This is a genomic window from Microbacterium sp. SORGH_AS_0505 (assembly GCF_030818715.1).
GTDB lineage: Bacteria > Actinomycetota > Actinomycetes > Actinomycetales > Microbacteriaceae > Microbacterium.
In genome coordinates, this window is the sequence record NZ_JAUTAT010000001.1 from 1,985,258 (window position 1) to 2,002,343 (window position 17,086).

Annotated in this window: 15 protein-coding genes; 12 read left to right on the forward strand and 3 right to left on the reverse strand. The window is 70.4% G+C overall.

Features of this window, described 5'->3' with window-relative positions; genetic code table 11:
• The first annotated feature begins 85 nt into the window (after positions 1 to 85).
• The 9 genes from recA to dapF all read left to right on the forward strand — a co-directional run bounded on the left by recA (position 86) and on the right by dapF (position 8,631).
• Entirely contained in the window at positions 86 to 1,141 is a 1,056-nt protein-coding gene (recA, locus tag QE428_RS09790; RefSeq protein WP_307468575.1) for a recombinase RecA, read from the forward strand.
• A 2-nt stretch (positions 1,142 to 1,143) separates the two neighbouring features.
• Positions 1,144 to 1,857 carry a regulatory protein RecX gene (locus QE428_RS09795; RefSeq protein ID WP_307468577.1) on the forward strand — a complete coding sequence of 238 codons (714 nt, stop codon included), beginning with the start codon at positions 1,144 to 1,146 and terminating at the stop codon, positions 1,855 to 1,857.
• 65 nt (positions 1,858 to 1,922) lie between these two features.
• Positions 1,923 to 2,843 carry an ABC transporter ATP-binding protein gene (locus QE428_RS09800; protein ID WP_307468580.1) on the forward strand — a complete coding sequence of 307 codons (921 nt, stop codon included), beginning with the start codon at positions 1,923 to 1,925 and terminating at the stop codon, positions 2,841 to 2,843.
• Entirely contained in the window at positions 2,840 to 3,718 is an 879-nt protein-coding gene (locus QE428_RS09805) for an ABC transporter permease (protein WP_307468582.1), read from the forward strand. Before QE428_RS09800 ends, QE428_RS09805 begins: the two co-directional genes overlap by 4 nt.
• 49 nt (positions 3,719 to 3,767) lie before the next feature.
• Complete coding sequence (gene miaB / locus QE428_RS09810) at positions 3,768 to 5,324, forward strand: tRNA (N6-isopentenyl adenosine(37)-C2)-methylthiotransferase MiaB (RefSeq protein WP_307468584.1); 1,557 nt, start codon at positions 3,768 to 3,770, stop codon at positions 5,322 to 5,324.
• 4 nt (positions 5,325 to 5,328) lie between these two features.
• Complete coding sequence (miaA, locus tag QE428_RS09815) at positions 5,329 to 6,249, forward strand: tRNA (adenosine(37)-N6)-dimethylallyltransferase MiaA (RefSeq protein ID WP_307468586.1); 921 nt, start codon at positions 5,329 to 5,331, stop codon at positions 6,247 to 6,249.
• A 51-nt stretch (positions 6,250 to 6,300) separates the two neighbouring features.
• A complete protein-coding gene (locus tag QE428_RS09820) occupies positions 6,301 to 7,155 on the forward strand; it encodes an alpha/beta fold hydrolase (protein WP_307468587.1) in 855 nt (284 codons plus the stop codon).
• On the forward strand, positions 7,148 to 7,726 hold the full coding sequence (locus QE428_RS09825) for a TetR/AcrR family transcriptional regulator (protein WP_091352448.1): 579 nt from the start codon (positions 7,148 to 7,150) through the stop codon (positions 7,724 to 7,726). The genes QE428_RS09820 and QE428_RS09825 overlap by 8 nt, the downstream gene beginning before the upstream one ends.
• A 38-nt stretch (positions 7,727 to 7,764) precedes the next feature.
• A complete protein-coding gene (gene dapF / locus QE428_RS09830; RefSeq protein WP_307468590.1) occupies positions 7,765 to 8,631 on the forward strand; it encodes a diaminopimelate epimerase in 867 nt (288 codons plus the stop codon).
• 5 nt (positions 8,632 to 8,636) lie between these two features.
• Here dapF and QE428_RS09835 read toward each other — a convergent pair whose 3' ends face one another.
• Positions 8,637 to 9,278, reverse strand: coding sequence for a class I SAM-dependent methyltransferase (locus QE428_RS09835; RefSeq protein ID WP_307468592.1), 642 nt, complete (start codon positions 9,276 to 9,278; stop codon positions 8,637 to 8,639).
• Positions 9,279 to 9,356: 78 nt separating this feature from the next.
• Here QE428_RS09835 and hflX point away from each other — a divergent pair, with 78 nt between their 5' ends.
• Entirely contained in the window at positions 9,357 to 10,871 is a 1,515-nt protein-coding gene (hflX, locus tag QE428_RS09840; protein WP_091352457.1) for a GTPase HflX, read from the forward strand.
• An 18-nt stretch (positions 10,872 to 10,889) separates the two neighbouring features.
• Here the strand turns inward: hflX and QE428_RS09845 are convergent, their stop codons facing one another.
• A complete protein-coding gene (locus QE428_RS09845) occupies positions 10,890 to 12,785 on the reverse strand; it encodes a prolyl oligopeptidase family serine peptidase (protein ID WP_307468598.1) in 1,896 nt (631 codons plus the stop codon).
• 246 nt (positions 12,786 to 13,031) lie between these two features.
• Between QE428_RS09845 and QE428_RS09850 the strand changes: the two genes are divergently transcribed.
• Positions 13,032 to 13,988, forward strand: a complete 957-nt coding sequence (locus QE428_RS09850) for a methylenetetrahydrofolate reductase (RefSeq protein ID WP_307468600.1) — start codon at positions 13,032 to 13,034, stop codon at positions 13,986 to 13,988.
• Entirely contained in the window at positions 13,985 to 16,306 is a 2,322-nt protein-coding gene (gene metE, locus QE428_RS09855) for a 5-methyltetrahydropteroyltriglutamate--homocysteine S-methyltransferase (protein WP_307468602.1), read from the forward strand. The genes QE428_RS09850 and metE overlap by 4 nt, the downstream gene beginning before the upstream one ends.
• Before the next feature lie 57 nt (positions 16,307 to 16,363).
• Here the strand turns inward: metE and lexA are convergent, their stop codons facing one another.
• Entirely contained in the window at positions 16,364 to 17,029 is a 666-nt protein-coding gene (lexA, locus tag QE428_RS09860) for a transcriptional repressor LexA (RefSeq protein ID WP_091352471.1), read from the reverse strand.
• Positions 17,030 to 17,086 lie beyond the last annotated feature (57 nt).

Below are 17,086 nucleotides of genomic sequence, written 5' to 3' on the forward strand. Positions count from 1 at the left end.
CCACGCCCTGTCGCAGCATCCGATCCGTCGGTGACGAGCGCGACAGCCTACGGGCGACGGAACCGCGAGTATCAAGGAGCACGACATGCCCTCACCTGCAGACCGCGAGAAGGCCCTCGAATCGGCCCTCGCCCAGATCGACCGCCAGTTCGGCAAGGGATCGATCATGCGACTGGGGAGCGACGAGCGCGCTCCGGTCGAGGTCATCCCGACCGGGTCGATCGCACTCGACGTCGCGCTCGGCATCGGCGGCATCCCCCGCGGCCGCGTCGTCGAGATCTACGGTCCCGAGTCCTCCGGTAAGACGACGCTCACGCTTCACGCCATCGCGAACACGCAGCGTGCCGGTGGCATCGCCGCCTTCATCGACGCCGAGCACGCGCTCGACCCGAGCTACGCCGAGAAGTTGGGTGTCGACATCGACGCACTCCTCGTCTCGCAGCCCGACACCGGTGAGCAGGCGCTCGAGATCGCCGACATGCTGATCCGCTCCGGCGCCATCGACCTCGTCGTCATCGACTCCGTCGCGGCCCTCGTCCCCGAGGCCGAGATCAAGGGCGAGATGGGCGACTCCCACGTCGGCCTCCAGGCCCGACTGATGTCTCAGGCTCTCCGCAAGATCACCGGTGGCCTGAACCAGACCAAGACCACCGCGATCTTCATCAACCAGCTCCGCGAGAAGATCGGCGTGTTCTTCGGGTCTCCCGAGACCACCGCCGGCGGTAAGGCGCTCAAGTTCTACGCCTCCGTGCGACTCGACATCCGCCGAATCGAGACCCTGAAGGACGGGTCCGAGGCGGTCGGTAACCGTACTCGCGTGAAGGTCGTCAAGAACAAGATGGCCCCGCCCTTCAAGCAGGCGGAGTTCGACATCCTCTACGGCGTCGGCATCTCCCGCGAGGGAAGCCTCATCGACTTCGGTGTCGAGCACGGCATCGTGAAGAAGTCGGGTGCGTGGTACACCTACGAGGGCGAGCAGCTCGGTCAGGGCAAGGAGAACTCCCGCAACTTCCTCCTGAAGAACACCGACGTCGCCGCTGAGATCGAGACGAAGATCAAGCAGAAGCTCGGCATCGGACAGTCGAAGCAGGCAGAGGATGCCGCGACGCCCGACGAGCTGGCGGCTCGCCGTCCGGCCTGATCATGACGGACTCGAACGGGGGCGAGCGCGAGTCGCTCGCCCCCGTCATCCCGCTCTTCGGGCCCCGCGCCGACACCACCGACGCCGCCCGCTCCGACTCCGATGACTCGCAGCCGTGGCACGCGACGTGGATCGCGGAACGTGCGGCGTCCGAACGGTCCGCAGCGCGCGCTGCACACCCGTCGACCGGCACGGTGCCGGTCGTCGCCCCGGCAGGGGAGGACGCACCCGCGGCGGTGGCAGAGCGCGTGTTGCTGCGCAAGCTCCGGACGAGGTCGCTGTCGATTCGCGAGGCCAGGTCCGTGCTCACCGAGCACGACCTCGACGAGGCCGACCGGGAGGGCATCGTCGAACGGTTCCTGTCGTTGGGCTATCTCGATGACGCCGCCCTCGCTGAACAGCTGATCGACAAAGCGACATCCCGCAAGGCGCAGGGACGCATGGCCATCGCGCAGGGCCTGTCGCAGCGCGGCATCCCTCGCGAGGTCATCGATGAGGCGCTCGACCAGCTCCCCGACGACGAGGCCGAGCGAGCGCTCGAGTTCGCCCGCTCGAAGGCTCGCGGGCTCGACGGTCTCGACCGGGACACCGCGCTCCGGCGGCTTGCGGGGCAGCTGGCCCGGCGAGGGTACGGCTCCGTCGCCTTGTCGATGGCACGTCGCGCGCTCGACGAGGCCAGCGCACCGCCGCGGCATGGGGTTCGCTTCGAACCGTGACCATGGTCGCGTCCGTCTGACAGACTCGCCCTACGCGCGCCCCGCGCGGGTGGAGGAGCGTGCGTATGGCGATCGAGGTCGACGGTCTCGTGAAGTCCTACAAGACCGTCACTGCCGTCGACGGGGTCTCCTTCGAGGTGCCCGACGGTCAGCTGTTCGCCTTCCTCGGTGCCAACGGTGCGGGGAAGTCCACGACGATCGGATGCCTCACCACGCTGCTCCGCGCCGATGCCGGAAGCGTCCGCGTCGCGGGTTACGACGTGTCGGTGCAGAGCGAACGCGTGCGGTCACGGATCGGTGTCGTGTTCCAGCGATCGCTGCTCGACGACGGTCTCACCGTCCGGGAGAACCTGGCGCTGCGCGCCACGCTCTCTCTCGTCGACCGACACGTCTTCTCAGAGAGGCTCGCCGAGCTCTCTCTCCTCATCGAACTCGACGAGTTCCTCGACCGCCCGTACGGACGGTTGTCGGGCGGACAGCGGCGCCGCGCCGACATCGCTCGTGCGCTCATGCACGAGCCGTCGATCCTCTTCCTCGATGAGCCGACCGCCGGTCTCGACCCCGCCAGCCGCGTCGCCGTGTGGGCGGCGATCGATCGGCTCCGCTCCGAGCGTGGACTCACCGTCTTCCTGACGACCCACTACATGGCCGAGACCGAAGAGGCGGACCAGGTCACCATCATCGACGCCGGTCGCGTCGTCGCGAGCGGGACTCCCACGCAGCTGCGGTCGCGCCATAGTCGCAGCGTCCTCACGGTCACGACACGCGACCCCGACGCGCTGTCCGGTCTCGCCATCCGCGGCGGTCTGGGGGCGAGCCGGGAGGGCGGCGTCGTCACGATCGAGGTCCCCGACGCGCGGGCCGCTCGACACCTGCTGGCGGCGCACGGAGAGGACGTTCTGGACTTCGAGTTCCGGCACGGTCGGATGGACGACGTCTTCCTAGCCCTCACCGGCCGCGGTGAGCTCGTCGGGGACGCCGCATGAGCATCATCGCGGCCATCGTGCGCCGCAATCTGACCCTTTTCTTCCGCGATCGGATGAACGTCTTCTTCTCGTTGCTGAGCGGACTCATCCTCTTCTTCCTCTACACGCTCTTCCTCTCCCGGCTGCAGGTCGATGGTCTCGAGCGCACCCTCCCGCGCGCATCCCGCGGCGACATCGAGGCCTTCGTCGACAGTTGGATGCTGTCGGGCATCGTCCTGCTCACTACCGTGACCTCGGGGATCGGCGCGATCTCCGTGTTCGTGGACGATCGCGCCTCGGGCCGGTTCGCCGACTTCCTCGTCGCCCCCATCCGTCGATCGCAGCTGGTGCTCGGCTACCTGCTGTCCTCGGTGTCCGTCGCGATCGTCATGTCGGGCATCATCCTCATCCTCACCGTGCTCGAACTCGGACTCGTCCGCGGCACGTGGCTCGGTCCTCTCGAGATCCTGCGGGCGATCGGTGCGATGGTGCTCTGCTGCGTCGCCTTCACCTCCCTCGGAGCCTTCGGGGCCTCCTTCCTGAAGACGACCGGTGCCTACTCCGCGTTCTCGACGGTCGTGGGTACCGTCCTCGGATTCGTCGCGGGTTCCTACATCCCGGTCGGGTCTCTCCCCGATGGCGTCGCGTCGACCATCAACGCCCTCCCGTTCGCCCAAGGAGCCATGCTCCTGCGCCTGCCGTTCACCGACAAGACGATCGCCGCTCTCGCCGGCGGGGACGCCGGCGCCATCAGTGACCTCAAGGAGATCTACGGGATCGATCTCTTCGTCGGCTCGAGCGTCGTCCCCGTGTGGCTCGCCGTCACCGTTCTCGTCGCCATCGCCGTCACCTTCAGCGCCATATCTGCGGCCCGCATCCGCTCGCTCCTGCGCTGACACCGCCCGGGGCGTCCCGAGGCGACGCGGCTCGTAGAATGGCCTGATCATGACCAGCCCTTCCGCTGCCCCCACTCTCATCGCCCCGTCCGCCGCAGCCGTCGCCGCCGACGGCCGCGTCCGCACCTACGAGGTGCGGACCTTCGGGTGCCAGATGAACGTCCACGACTCCGAGCGTCTGTCCGGTTCCCTCGAGTCGGCGGGCTACATCCGCGCTGACGCGGGAGTCGAAGCGGACGTCGTCGTCATCAACACGTGCGCCGTCCGCGACAACGCTGCGGGCAAGCTCTACGGGACCCTGGGCCACCTGAAGAGCCGCAAGGACAAGCACGACGGCATGCAGATCGCCGTCGGCGGGTGCCTCGCCCAGATGGACAAGGATGCCGTCCAGCAGAAGGCTCCCTGGGTCGACGTCGTCTTCGGCACCCACAACATGGGATCCCTGCCGAGCCTGCTCGAGCGCGCGCGTCACAACGGCGAGGCGGAGCTCGAGATCCTCGAGTCGCTCGAGGTGTTCCCCTCGACGCTCCCCACCAAGCGCGACGCGGCCCACAGCGGCTGGGTCTCGATCTCGGTCGGGTGCAACAACACCTGCACGTTCTGCATCGTGCCGAGCCTGCGCGGCAAGGAGAAGGACCGCCGGCCCGGCGACATCCTGAACGAGATCCGCCTGCTCGTCGACGACGGCGCCATCGAGGTCACCCTCCTCGGCCAGAACGTCAACAGCTACGGGGTCGAGTTCGGTGACCGCCAGGCGTTCAGCAAGCTCCTCCGCGCAGCGGGCGAGATCCCGGGGCTCGAGCGCATCCGGTTCACGAGCCCGCACCCGGCAGCCTTCACCGACGACGTCATCGACGCGATGGCCGAGACCCCCGCTGTCATGCCGCAGCTGCATATGCCGCTGCAATCGGGGTCGGACCGCATCCTCAAGGCGATGCGGCGTTCGTACCGGAGCGAGCGGTTCCTCGGCATCCTCGACCGCGTGCGCGAGAAGATGCCGGACGCGGCGATCTCCACCGACATCATCGTGGGCTTCCCGGGCGAGACCGACGAGGACTTCGAGGACACCATGCGCGTCGTCGAGCAGGCTCGCTTCGCGGGCGCCTTCACGTTCCAGTACTCGATCCGCGAGGGCACACCTGCGGCGACCATGCCGGATCAGGTCCCGAAGGAGGTCGTGCAGGAGCGCTACAACCGCCTCGTCGCTCTGCAGGAGCGGATCTCGCTCGAAGAGAACCAGGCGCAGCTCGGCCGCACCGTCGAGGTCCTCGTCTCTACAGGAGAGGGGAAGAAGGATGCCGCGACCCGCCGCTTGACGGGCCGCGCCGCGGACAATCGCCTGGTCCACTTCGAGGTTCCCGAGGGCTCTCCGACTCCCCGCCCCGGTGACGTCGTGACGACCGTCGTCACGCACGCCGCGCCGTTCCACCTGCTCGCCGACAGTCCGGACGGAGCTCCGCTGAGCATCCGCCGCACGAAGGCAGGCGACGCGTGGGATCGTGCGCAGGCCGACTCCTGCGGCGTCCCGGCTCCGGCCGGTGACGCGGGTCCGCGCGCCGTGTCGCTCGGCCTGCCGCTGATCCGTACCGCGACGCCCGGACTCTGACCTCGTGGGCGCAGAGCGCCTCTGGGCGATCGTCGGGGCGACCGGGACGGGCAAGACGTCGCTGTCGCTGGACCTCGCCGAGGAGCTCATCCGCAGTGGTCGGCCGGCGGAGATCGTCAACGCCGATGCCATGCAGCTCTATCGCGGCATGGACATCGGGACGGCGAAGATCCCGGTACCCGAGCGCCGCGGCATCCCGCATCATCTGTTCGACGAGTTCGACGTGACGGAGGACGTCGCCGTCGCCGTCTACCAGGAGCGGGCGCGCGCGACGATCCGCGACATCTTCGACCGCGGTGCCGATGCGATCCTCGTCGGGGGATCGGGCCTCTACGTCTCGAGCGTCGTCTTCGACTTCCGCTTCCCGCCCCGCGATTCGGCGCTGCGCGCCCGACTCGAGGCCGACCTCGACGAGCTCGGCGCGAGCGCGTTGATCGAGCGCATCCGCGCGGTCGATCCCGGCGCGGCCGAGCGCCTCGATCCGCGCAACGGCCGACGGGTCGTCCGCGCTCTCGAAGTGCTCCTCCAGGGGGCGGACACCCACGGCGCTGCGCTTCCCGAGGCGCCGGTGCTGTGGCATCCCGCCACCGAGCTCGTCGGCGTCCACCTGGACCGCGCAGAGCTCGTCCTGCGCCTCGACGCGCGGGTCCGGGGGATGTGGCGGGGCGGCCTGCTGGCTGAGGTCGACGCCCTGCGGGCCCGGGGACTCGAGTCCGGTCCGACGGCTCCCCGCGCGATCGGTTATGCGCAGGCGCTCGCGCAACTGGCGGGGCGGATAAACGAGGAGGAGGCCGTCGCCGAGACCCAGGCGCTCACGCGGCGGTACGCGCGGCGCCAGGTCTCGTGGTTCAAACGGTATCCCGGTCTTCGCTGGGTGGATGCCGGGACTCCCGGCATCCGTCTGCTCGATCACTTGACAAGCTAAAGCTAATAGCCGTAGCTTCTTCGTATCGGACACGATGCGAAGGAGACGGCGATGGTCGAGAAACTGCAGGTCGAGGGCGGCGAGATCGCGTTCGACGTGGTCGGGCGGGGGCCGCTCGTGGTCCTGGCGCACGGAATGGGGGACACCCGTCACTCCTACCGCTTCGTCGTGCCGGCTCTGGTTGCGGCGGGGTTCCGCGTGGCCAACGTCGACATCCGCGGATGCGGCGAGTCGAGCGCCACGTGGGCGAGCTACAGTCGCGGCGATATCGCCGGCGACCTCCTCGCCGTCATCCGTCACCTCGGCGGCCCCGCGGTCGTCATCGGGCAGTCGATCAGCGGAGGAGCTGCGACCGTCGCCGCAGCGCGGGCCCCGCAGGACGTGGTGGGTGCCATCGAGCTGGCGCCGTTCACCCGCGCGCAGCGGTTCGACCTGTTGGGCATGCTTCGGCACGCCCGGCACCGGAAGGGCATGACGCACCTGGCGACCATGATGCTCCGCGGGAGCGTCCCCGCGTGGCTCCGCTACCTCGACCTCGCCATCCCGCAGAAGCCCGCCGACTGGCCGCAGGAGCGGGCCCGCATCGCCGGTCACCTCGGTGACCCTGCGCGCATGGCGGCGCTCCGGGCCATGGGGCAGACGAGTCCCGCCGATGCGGGAGAGCAGCTTCCGCACGTGACCGTACCGGTCCTCGTGGTGATGGGCACCGCCGACCCGGACTGGGCGGACCCCCGGGCCGAGGGCGAAGGCGTCATCGCCGCGCTCCGACCCGGCATCGGCCGACTGGCGATCATCGACGGCGCGGGACACTACCCGCACGTCGAACGCCCCGGCGAGGTCGTCGAGCTCGCGGTCCCGTTCCTGCGATCGGTCTTCTCGACCCGGACGGGACCGGCGGATGCCTAGGGCGGGACTCGATGTCGATGCCGTGACGCGCGCGGCGGCAGAGCTCATCGACGAACAGGGGCTCGCCGCACTGACGATGACGGCCCTGGCGGAGCGGGTCGGCGTCCGTCCCCCCTCGCTCTACAAGCACGTCCCGGGCGGACTCGTCGAGCTCACCCACCGGGTGGCGACCCTCGCGGCGCAGGAGCTCGCGGAGCTGTTCCGCGGGACGCGATCGGACCAGGGCGGTGCGCCGGCGCTCACGGACGTCGCAGGGAGGTTCCGGCGGTACGTCGTCAATCATCCGGGTCGGTACGCAGCCACCGCCGCTGCGGAACCGGCGGATGCGGACGATCCGCTCGCGATCGCGCTCCGCGACAGTCTCGACGCCCTGGGCGAGGTGTTCGCCCGCTACGGTCTGCCGCAGCAGGAGCATGTCCACGCCATCCGGATGCTGCGCAGTGTCCTCCACGGTTTCGCCGTCCTGGACGCCGCGCGCGGCTTCCGGATCGACGTCGACGTCGACGCGAGCGTCGCATGGTCGCTCGAAGTGATGGACGCCGGACTGCGCGCGGGGCGGCACTCGCCGTGACCGGCGAAGCGGCGTCCGCCCCCGCCTAGACTGGGCGGGTGTCGACGATCGCATTCACGAAGGGCCACGGGACGGGCAACGATTTCGTCGTGGTCGCCGACCCCGACGGCTCGCTCCACCTGACCGGCGAGCAGATCGCCGCGCTGACCGACCGGCGGTTCGGGATCGGAGCCGACGGGCTGCTCCGCGTCGTGCGCTCGGCCGCCATCGACGCGGGCGCCGACACCCTCGACGCCAAGTGGTTCATGGACTACCGCAACGCCGACGGCTCCGTCGCCGAGATGTGCGGCAACGGTGTCCGCGTCTTCGTCAAATACCTCCTGAGCGCGGGATATGCGACGCTGGGCGCCGGCGAGACCCTGCGCATCGGCACGCGAGCGGGAACGAAGACCGTCACGCTCGCCGACAACGGCTTCGAAGTCGACCTCGGTCTGTGGCGTCCGACCTCCGACGAGGTCCTCGTACGCGCCCACGGTCTGAAGATCGCGCGCCCGGGCCTCGGCATCGACGTCGGGAACCCCCACGTCGTCGTCGCCCTCTCGAGCATCGCCGAACTCGACGGGCTCGATCTGACCGTTCAGCCGATCCTGGACCCCGTACCGACGGCCGGCGCGAACGTCGAGTTCGTCGTCCCCGAGGAACCGCTCGTCACCGACGGTGTCGGCGCCATCCGGATGCGGGTCTTCGAGCGTGGCGTCGGCGAGACGCTCTCGTGCGGGACCGGGGTCGCGGCATCCGCTCTGGCCGTCCGCCACTGGGCGGGCGCGGGAGCACCGGACCGGTGGACGGTCGACGTCCCCGGCGGGCGCCTCGGCGTGCGCGTCGTCCGGACGGATGCCGGGGAGCGGGTTCTGCTCTCGGGGCCCGCCACGCTCGTCTTCTCGGGCGAGATCGCGCTCGCCTGACCGGGTCAGGGAACGGGGATCGTCCCCGTCGCGGGTGTGCCGTGCCGGCGCACCTTCAGGACGCGGAAACCGCGCCCCGTCGCTGCGCGGCTGACGGAGTAGCCGCGGTCGAGGGATGCCGCTAGCCACCGTTGCAGGGAGTCCGAGCCGAGGTTCCGCTGCACGACGAGCCAGGCGTCGCTGCGCTCGGCGAGTCGGGGGATCCACGTCTCGAGCAGCCCGTGCAGCACGTCCTTGCCGACGCGGATCGGCGGATTGGACCGGATCGTGCGGAACGTGATGTCTGCCGGAACATCCTCGGGCAGTACGGCGTTGACGTTATCGAGGCCGAGTTCCGCGGCGTTGCGGCGGACGAGGTCGAGTGCTCGCTCGTTGACGTCGACGGCCCAGATCGTCGCGTGAGGGGCGTCGATGGCGAGCGACAGTGCGATGGGGCCCCAGCCGCATCCGAGATCCAGCAGATGACCGCCCACCGGGGGCGGGGGAGTGTTCGCCAGAAGCACCGCCGTCCCGCCGTCCACGTGGTCGGGACTGAACACCCCGCCCGCCGTCATCACCTCGACGTCGCGACCGGCGAGGGACACACGGATGCGGCGGAGATTCTCAGAGCTGGACGGGGACGCGCTGAAGTAGTGGTCGCTCCCCATGCGACGAGCGTAGCGGAGGCGGTGCGAGCCGCGGGAAGCTAGAGTGCACGGATGGCCGCGAGGCCGCGAAAGGAACACATGACAGACACCACCACCCCTGCTACGACGGACGAGCCGGTGGACCCGGTCGACCGCGTGCTCGCGCGAGCGGAGTCGCGTTCGGGGGTGCGCGTGTTCGGCGCCGCACAGGCGTTGCAGGACGAGAGCACCGTCGCTTACGGCGACACGGACGGCGATCAGTGGGATCGTGAGGAGCGCGCGGCGCTGCGCCGCGTCCCCGGACTGTCCACCGAGCTCGAAGACGTCACCGAGGTCGAGTACCGCCAGCTGCGGCTGGAGAACGTCGTCCTCGTGGGCGTGTATCCGCAGGGATCGACGGAGGATGCCGAGAACTCGCTGCGCGAGCTTGCGGCGCTCGCCGAGACCGCGGGTGCCGTCGTCCTCGACGGCGTGCTGCAGCGGCGCCCCCACCCCGACCCCGCCACGTACATCGGCCGCGGCAAGGCGGCGGAGCTCCGCGACCTGGTCGTCGCCGTGGGCGCCGACACCGTCATCGCCGACACCGAGCTCGCGCCCAGCCAGCGGCGTGCCCTCGAGGACGTCGTCAAGGTCAAGGTGATCGACCGCACCACCGTCATCCTCGACATCTTCAGCCAGCATGCGAAGAGTCGTGAGGGCAAGGCTCAGGTCGAGCTCGCCCAGCTCGAGTATCTCCTCCCGCGCCTGCGCGGGTGGGGTGACTCGATGAGTCGCCAGGCCGGTGGCCAGGTCGGTGCCGGTGGCGCCGGCATGGGGTCCCGCGGTCCCGGTGAGACGAAGATCGAGCTGGATCGCCGCCGCATCCGTACCCGGATGGCGATGCTGCGACGTCAGATCCGCGACTACAAGCCCGCCCGCGAGGCGAAGCGGGCCGAGCGCAAGCGCAACACGATTCCGTCGGTGGCGATCGCCGGGTACACGAACGCCGGCAAGTCGAGCCTGCTCAACAAGCTGACCAGCGCAGGAGTGCTCGTCGAGAACGCCCTGTTCGCGACGCTGGACGCCACGGTGCGCCGCGCCCAGGCGGCCGACGGACGCGTCTACACGCTGACAGACACCGTGGGCTTCGTCCGGAACCTCCCGCACCAGCTCGTCGAGGCGTTCCGTTCGACCCTCGAGGAAGTCGGCGACGCGGACGTCATCGTCCACGTGGTCGATGGATCGCATCCCGACCCGGCGGCCCAGCTGGCCACCGTCCGCGATGTCATGGGTGATGTCGGAGCGCGCTCGACGAACGAGATCGTCGTGTTCAACAAGGCCGACCTCATTGATCCGGACACGCGTCTGGTCCTCCGGGGTCTCGAGCCGAAGGCGCACTTCGTCTCGTCCCGCACCGGCGAGGGCATCGTGGAGCTCCGCGCCACGATCGAGGACGCGCTGCCGCTCCCGGCGGTCGAGGTTCACGCTCTCGTTCCGTACGACCGCGGCGACCTCGTCAACGCGGTCCACGAGTCGGGCCACATCCTGTCCACTCAGCACGAGGAGGGCGGGACCGCCGTCCACGCGCATGTGTCCGAGCGACTGGCGGCGGAGCTGGCACCGTACGCCCGGTGACGATGGCCCGCCTCGACCTCAGTCGAGGGTGAGGGCGGGCACTCCCGGCGTATCGAACCCGAAGACCCGACCGAGGAACGCGAGTTCGGTCTCGAGCGCGTGGATGACGGTCTCCGCACGCCGGAAGCCGTGCCCCTCGCCGTCGTACAGCACGTAGGCGTGGGGCACGCCGCGTTCGGCGAGGGCGTCGCGGATAGCTTGAGCCTGCGTGGGCGGGACGACCGCATCCTCCGCGCCCTGGAGGAGCAGCACGGGGACACGGAAGCCGTCGGTGTGTCCGAGCGGTGAGCGCTCGAGGTACAGCGCCTCGGCCTCGGAGAGCGGTCCGATCAGACCGTCGAGGTAGCGCGCCTCGAAGTCATGGGTGTCCGTGGCGAGCAGACGCGCATCACCGACGCCGTACCGCGAGATCCCCGCGCCGAACACGTCGGTGCTGGCGAGGGCCGTCAGCACCGTCCAGCCGCCCGCGGAACCGCCGGCGATGCCGAGACGCGCGGCATCCGCTCGTCCGTCGGCGGCGAGCCCGGACGCGGCTGCGGCCACGTCGTCTCGGTCCACGATGCCCCACTGTCCCCGCAGACGCTCACGGTAGGCGCGGCCGTAGCCCGTCGAGCCGCCGTAGTTGACCTCGAGGATGCCGATGCCCCGGCTCGTGAAGAACGTGATCCGGCTGTCGGGGACGCCGCCCGTGTGCGCGGTCGGACCGCCGTGGACGTAGACGACGTACGGCGGGAGCTCGCCATCGGGCGCGGCGAAATCCGGGCTGGTGGGCGGGTAGTCGAAGGCGTGCACCTCGCCGTGCAGCCCGGGCACGGTGAACGGCCGCGCCGCCGGGATCCACGCGTCGTCGAGGCGGGAGCGCGTCCCGACCGCGAGCGAGCTCGACCCGTCGGCCGCGATCTCCCAGATGCCCGTCGTCCCGGGCGCGGCGCCGGACACCAGGACCCGTGACCCCTGCACGTCCTCGACGACCGTGCGAGAACGTGCGGGGACATCGGTGGCGCGAACGGACTCGTCTGCGTCGATGCGGACCACCTCGTCCGACCCGTTCGTCCGGACCGCGATGATGCCGCCGTCCTCGAGCAGTGCGTACCACCGGACGCCGAGGACCCACAGTCCGCCGCCGGTGTCGGCGTCGGCCGGGGCGATGAGCTCGGCGGGACGATCGGATGCCGCATCCCGCCGCCGGATGTTCCACCGCCCGGTCGCGTCGTCGACGTAGAAGAGGCGGCCCGCGGCATCCCACTCGGGCTGGAGGGCCGCTGTGTCTCCAGAGGTGACGGCGCGCCAGGTCGTGACGATACCGTCCTCGAGGTCGCCGACGCGGATCTCAGTGCGGTCCCACGGCATGTCGGGGTGGTCCCACGCCACCCACGCGAGCCGACGCCCGTCGGGGGAGAGCGCGGGCTGGGCGAGGAAGTCGCTCCCGGCCACCAGTTCACGCACCTCCGTGCCGTCGAGGGAGATCGACACCACGGAGCGGCGAGGTACGGGAGCGTCGTCGTGGACTTCGCGGACGGCCAGCAGCGTCCCGTTCTGCCATCGGAGACCGCCGTGCCGCGCCCCTGGGTCCTCGGGGGTGAGCGGGACGGGCTGCTCGCCCGGCCGCATCGTCCACACCCGCTGATCGGTCTTCTCCACGAAGAACAGTCGCCCATCGTCGTCCGCCGTCCACGAGCCGCCGCCGTACTCGTGCACCCGGGACCGGGCGCTCCAGGGTGCCGGGAGCACGTCCTCGACCGCCTCGCCGATCGCACGGCGCACGGAGGATCGGCCCGCCTCGTCGGGCAGGGTCTCTCCCCACCACACCTCAGCGCCGACGAAGCGCGCCCCGTCGTAGCGCGCGGCCGCGGCTGAGGCGTCCGCGGCCGACAGGGGCGAGATCCAGGAACCGAACGGGGCGATCGTCTTCATGCATCCACGCTACGCGGCGTCACTCCGCGACGCCGAGGTCGCCGGAGGTCATCTCGTGACACGCACCGACACGGAGCGTCACAGTCCTGTCGGAGCCGCCGGGCGCGTGGCTAGCATGACCGCATCAGTGGCCCGGAGACCCCGGGTCCGGAGCGACAGCCGAGCCCGGCACCCGCCCGCGAGGTCCCCGCACGAGTGCGTGCGGTCCGCGGCCGCCAGGCCATCCGAGTCGTCCCCGGAGCCCACATGTCGATCATTCAGACCCCGTCCGTCCCCACCGTGCCGGTCTCCTTCGAGGTCTACCCGCCGCGCAGCGACGCGTCCGACGCGGCGTTGCACCGGACGATCGCGCGTCTCGCCGAGGTCGAGCCGTCGTTCATCTCGGTCACCTACGGCGCGGGGGGCTCGACGGCAGGGCGCTCGCTCGAGGTGCTCCGACACATCCGCGGCGAGACGCGCGTCGAGCCTCTCGCCCATCTCACCTGCGTCGGCAACTCCTACCGCGAGGCGACCGCGCTCATCCGCGAGTTCCTGGATGCCGGCATCCGCTCGTTCCTGGCGCTTCGCGGCGATGCGCCGCAGGGTGCCCCCGAGGACCCCGACGGGGCGGGAGACCTCGAGAGCGCCGCGCAACTCGTGCAGCTCATCGACCGCGTTCAGGCCGAATGCTCCCCGTATACGGAGGAACCGATTCCCGGGGTCCCGGGAGCCGCGCGGGTCGAACGGCGCCGACACGTCGACATCGCCGTCGCCGCGTTCCCGAACGGGCATCCGCGATCGCGGTACCCCGCCGAGCACATCGACGCACTGCTCGCCAAGCAGGCCGCGGGCGCGACCCTCGCCATCACCCAGCTGTTCTTCCACGCCGACGACTACCTCGCCTTCGTGTCCCGTGCCCGCGCAGCGGGGGTCGTCATACCGATCCTCCCCGGCATCATGCCGATCACCTCGCCCTCGCGGTTGGCCCGGATCGTCGAGCTCACCGGCCAGCCCGTCCCCGGCGCGCTCGCCGTCGACCTCGACGTGGAGCCCACCGCCGAGGGGAGACGCGAGGTCGGCGTCCGCTACGCCGCCGGACTCTGCCGCGCCGTCCTCGAGGGCGGCGCACCCGGCATTCACCTGTACGCCTTCAACCACCACCGCACCGTCCTCGCCACCCTGGCCGAGGCGGGCGTCATCACCCCGACAGAGGAGACATCATGACCGAACTCGCCGCCGGAACGATCCTCGGCTACCCGCGCATCGGCCGACGCCGCGAGCTCAAGCACGCGGTAGAGGCGCATTGGCGCGGAGAGCTCGAGGAGACGGCGCTCGAACGGGTCGCCGCCGACCTGCGCCGAGACACGCGGCACCGGCTCGCCGATCTCGGCCTCGGACGCGCGGATTCGGCCATCCCCGAATCGTTCTCCTTCTACGACCAGGTGCTCGACGTCGCCGCGGCGGTCGGTGCGCTCCCCGAACGCTTCGCGCACCTGCGCCGCGCGGACGGGACCATCCCGCTGGCCGCGTACTTCACGGCCGCCCGGGGCGAGGGCGACGCGGCGCCGCTGGAGATGACGAAATGGTTCGACACGAACTACCACTACCTCGTTCCGGAGATCGGTCCCGAGACGCACTTCACCCTGTCGAGCGATCGCTTCGCGCGCCAGGTTGCGGAAGCCGTCGCCGACGGATTCACGACCCGCCCCGTGCTCGTCGGTCCGGTGACCTTCCTGGCCCTGTCGAAGACGACGGATGCTGCTCCCGCCGCGCGTCCCCTCGACCGTCTCGACGACCTCCTCCCGGTGTACGTCGATCTTCTCGCGGCCCTCCGCGACGCGGGCGCGGAATGGGTCCAGCTCGACGAGCCCGCACTCGTGAGCCAGTCGCTCGGCTACACGGACGACGAGCTCGCCGCCGCAGCGGCACGAGCGGCCGAGGTGCTCGCCTCGGCCGAACGACGACCCGCGATCCTCGTGGCCGCCGGGTACGGCCAGCTGTCGGCGGCGGCATGGCGTGCACTCGCGGCATCACCCGTCGACGCGATCGCGGTCGATCTGATCCGCGGATCGATCCCGGCCCCGACGGCAGGCCTGGCGTCGAAGGTCCTCGTGGCCGGTGTCATCGACGGCCGGAACGTGTGGCGGGGCGATCTCGCCTCCGCCGCCGACGCGGTCGATCAGGTGGCGCGGCTGGGGGCTGCGGCGACGGTGGCGGGCACGTCGACGTCGCTCCAACACGTCCCGTACGACCTCGACGACGAGACCGAGCTCGATCCGCGGCTGGTCTCGTGGCTCGCATTCGCCGACCAGAAGGTCCGACAGATCGCGACGCTTGCTCGAGGTCTCCGCGACGGACGCGAGGCGATCGCCGACGAGGTGGATGCCGCGACCGCCGCGCTCGCCGATCGCCGTCACGCCGCGGGCGTGCGCGACGGGGCCGTGCGCGACCGCGTCGCCGCCCTGACCCCCGCTGACCGGATCCGGACGCCGTACGAGGTCCGTGTCGCCGTGCAGGGCGCCGCTCTCGGCCTGCCGGTGCTCCCGACCACCACCATCGGCTCGTTCCCGCAGACCGGCGAGATCCGCCGAGCACGCGCTCGGTTCGGTCGCGGCGAGATCGACGCGGACGCGTACGAGGGCTTCCTCCGCGACGAGATCGCGCGCGTCGTGGAGCTGCAGAAGAAGGTCGGGCTGGACGTGCTCGTCCACGGCGAGGCCGAGCGCAACGACATGGTCCAGTACTTCGCCGAGAACCTCGATGGGTTCGCCGTCACGCGCAACGGATGGGTGCAGTCGTACGGCTCGCGCGCGACGCGACCGTCGATCCTGTGGGGCGACGTGTCACGTCCGACACCCATCACCGTGAGGTGGTCGGCGTACGCGCAGTCGTTGTCGACGTCGCCGGTGAAGGGGATGCTCACCGGTCCCGTGACGATCCTCGCGTGGTCGTTCGTGCGGGACGACCAACCGCTCAGCGAGACGGCTGATCAGGTCGCCCTCGCCCTGCGCGACGAGATTGCCGACCTCGAGGGCGCCGGCATCGCCATCGTGCAGGTGGACGAACCCGCGCTACGTGAGCTCCTGCCGTTGACCGCAGCGGACCAGCCCGCGTACCTCGCCTGGTCGGTGGCGTCCTTCCGCCTCGCGACCGCCGGTGCCGCCGACGCGACGCAGATCCACACGCACCTCTGCTACTCCGAGTTCGGCGTCGTCATCGGTGCGATCGCGGCCCTGGATGCCGACGTGACGTCCATCGAGGCAGCCCGGAGCCGGGGAGAGGTGATCTCGGATGTCGCGGCATCCGGTTTCGATCATGGAATCGGGCCCGGCGTGTACGACATCCACTCGCCGCGAATCCCTTCGCAAGCGGAGGTCACCGCCCTCCTCGAGCGAGCTGCCGCCGAGCTCGACGTCCGGCGGCTGTGGGTGAACCCGGACTGCGGGCTGAAGACCCGGGGATACGTGGAGACGGCAGCCTCGCTCCGGAACATCGTCGCCGCGGCTCGGAGCGTGCGCGCACGGGCGACCGCAGACGTCTGACCTCGAGAACGTCGAAGGGGGATGCCGCGCGGCATTCCCCTTCGACATATCCGGTTCTCACACGGCGCGGAGCACGGCGACCACCTTGCCGAGGACGACCGCATCGTCGCCCAGGATGGGCTCGAACGCCGAGTTCCGCGGCAGGAGCCAGGTGTGTCCGTCGCGCTGGCGGAAGGTCTTCACCGTCGCTTCGCCGTCGAGCATGGCCGCAACGATCTCGCCGTTGGACGCATCCGCCTGCGAACGCACGACGACCCAGTCTCCGTCGCAGATCGCCGCGTCGATCATGGAGTCGCCCGACACCTTCAGCATGAACAGCTCGCCCTTGCCGACGAGCTGACGGGGGAGCGGGAAGATCTCCTCCACCTGCTGCTCGGCGGTGATCGGGACGCCCGCGGCGATGCGTCCGACCAAGGGGACCATGGCGGCGTCGCCCACAGCGGGCGCGGCGTCCGCGGGATTCTCGCCGGCTGCGCCCGGCAGGTCGATCAGCACCTCCATGGCGCGGGTCTTGCCGGGGTCACGACGAAGGTAGCCGCTCAACTCGAGCTGGTTCAGCTGATGGGTCACGCTCGAGAGCGACTTCAAGCCGACCGCGTCCCCGATCTCTCGCATGCTCGGCGGATACCCGTACCGAGCGATGGACCTCTGGATCACCTCGAGGATCGCGAGCTGCTTGTCGCTCAGGCTCTTACGCCGACGCGTCTGCGGCTTGTCGCTCATGTCGTTCCTTTCACGGTCCCGCGTCCCCGCCGATTCCCCGGCCTAGAACGTCGAGCC

Coding starts and splice junctions, on each gene's coding strand:
- recA (WP_307468575.1), top strand. CDS start 86: ATGCCCTCACCTGCAGACCGCGAGAAGGCCCTCGAATCGGCCCTCGCC.
- QE428_RS09795 (WP_307468577.1), top strand. CDS start 1,144: ATGACGGACTCGAACGGGGGCGAGCGCGAGTCGCTCGCCCCCGTCATC.
- QE428_RS09800 (WP_307468580.1), top strand. CDS start 1,923: ATGGCGATCGAGGTCGACGGTCTCGTGAAGTCCTACAAGACCGTCACT.
- QE428_RS09805 (WP_307468582.1), top strand. CDS start 2,840: ATGAGCATCATCGCGGCCATCGTGCGCCGCAATCTGACCCTTTTCTTC.
- miaB (WP_307468584.1), top strand. CDS start 3,768: ATGACCAGCCCTTCCGCTGCCCCCACTCTCATCGCCCCGTCCGCCGCA.
- QE428_RS09820 (WP_307468587.1), top strand. CDS start 6,301: ATGGTCGAGAAACTGCAGGTCGAGGGCGGCGAGATCGCGTTCGACGTG.
- QE428_RS09825 (WP_091352448.1), top strand. CDS start 7,148: ATGCCTAGGGCGGGACTCGATGTCGATGCCGTGACGCGCGCGGCGGCA.
- QE428_RS09835 (WP_307468592.1), bottom strand. CDS start 9,278: ATGGGGAGCGACCACTACTTCAGCGCGTCCCCGTCCAGCTCTGAGAAT.
- hflX (WP_091352457.1), top strand. CDS start 9,357: ATGACAGACACCACCACCCCTGCTACGACGGACGAGCCGGTGGACCCG.
- QE428_RS09845 (WP_307468598.1), bottom strand. CDS start 12,785: ATGAAGACGATCGCCCCGTTCGGTTCCTGGATCTCGCCCCTGTCGGCC.
- QE428_RS09850 (WP_307468600.1), top strand. CDS start 13,032: ATGTCGATCATTCAGACCCCGTCCGTCCCCACCGTGCCGGTCTCCTTC.
- metE (WP_307468602.1), top strand. CDS start 13,985: ATGACCGAACTCGCCGCCGGAACGATCCTCGGCTACCCGCGCATCGGC.
- lexA (WP_091352471.1), bottom strand. CDS start 17,029: ATGAGCGACAAGCCGCAGACGCGTCGGCGTAAGAGCCTGAGCGACAAG.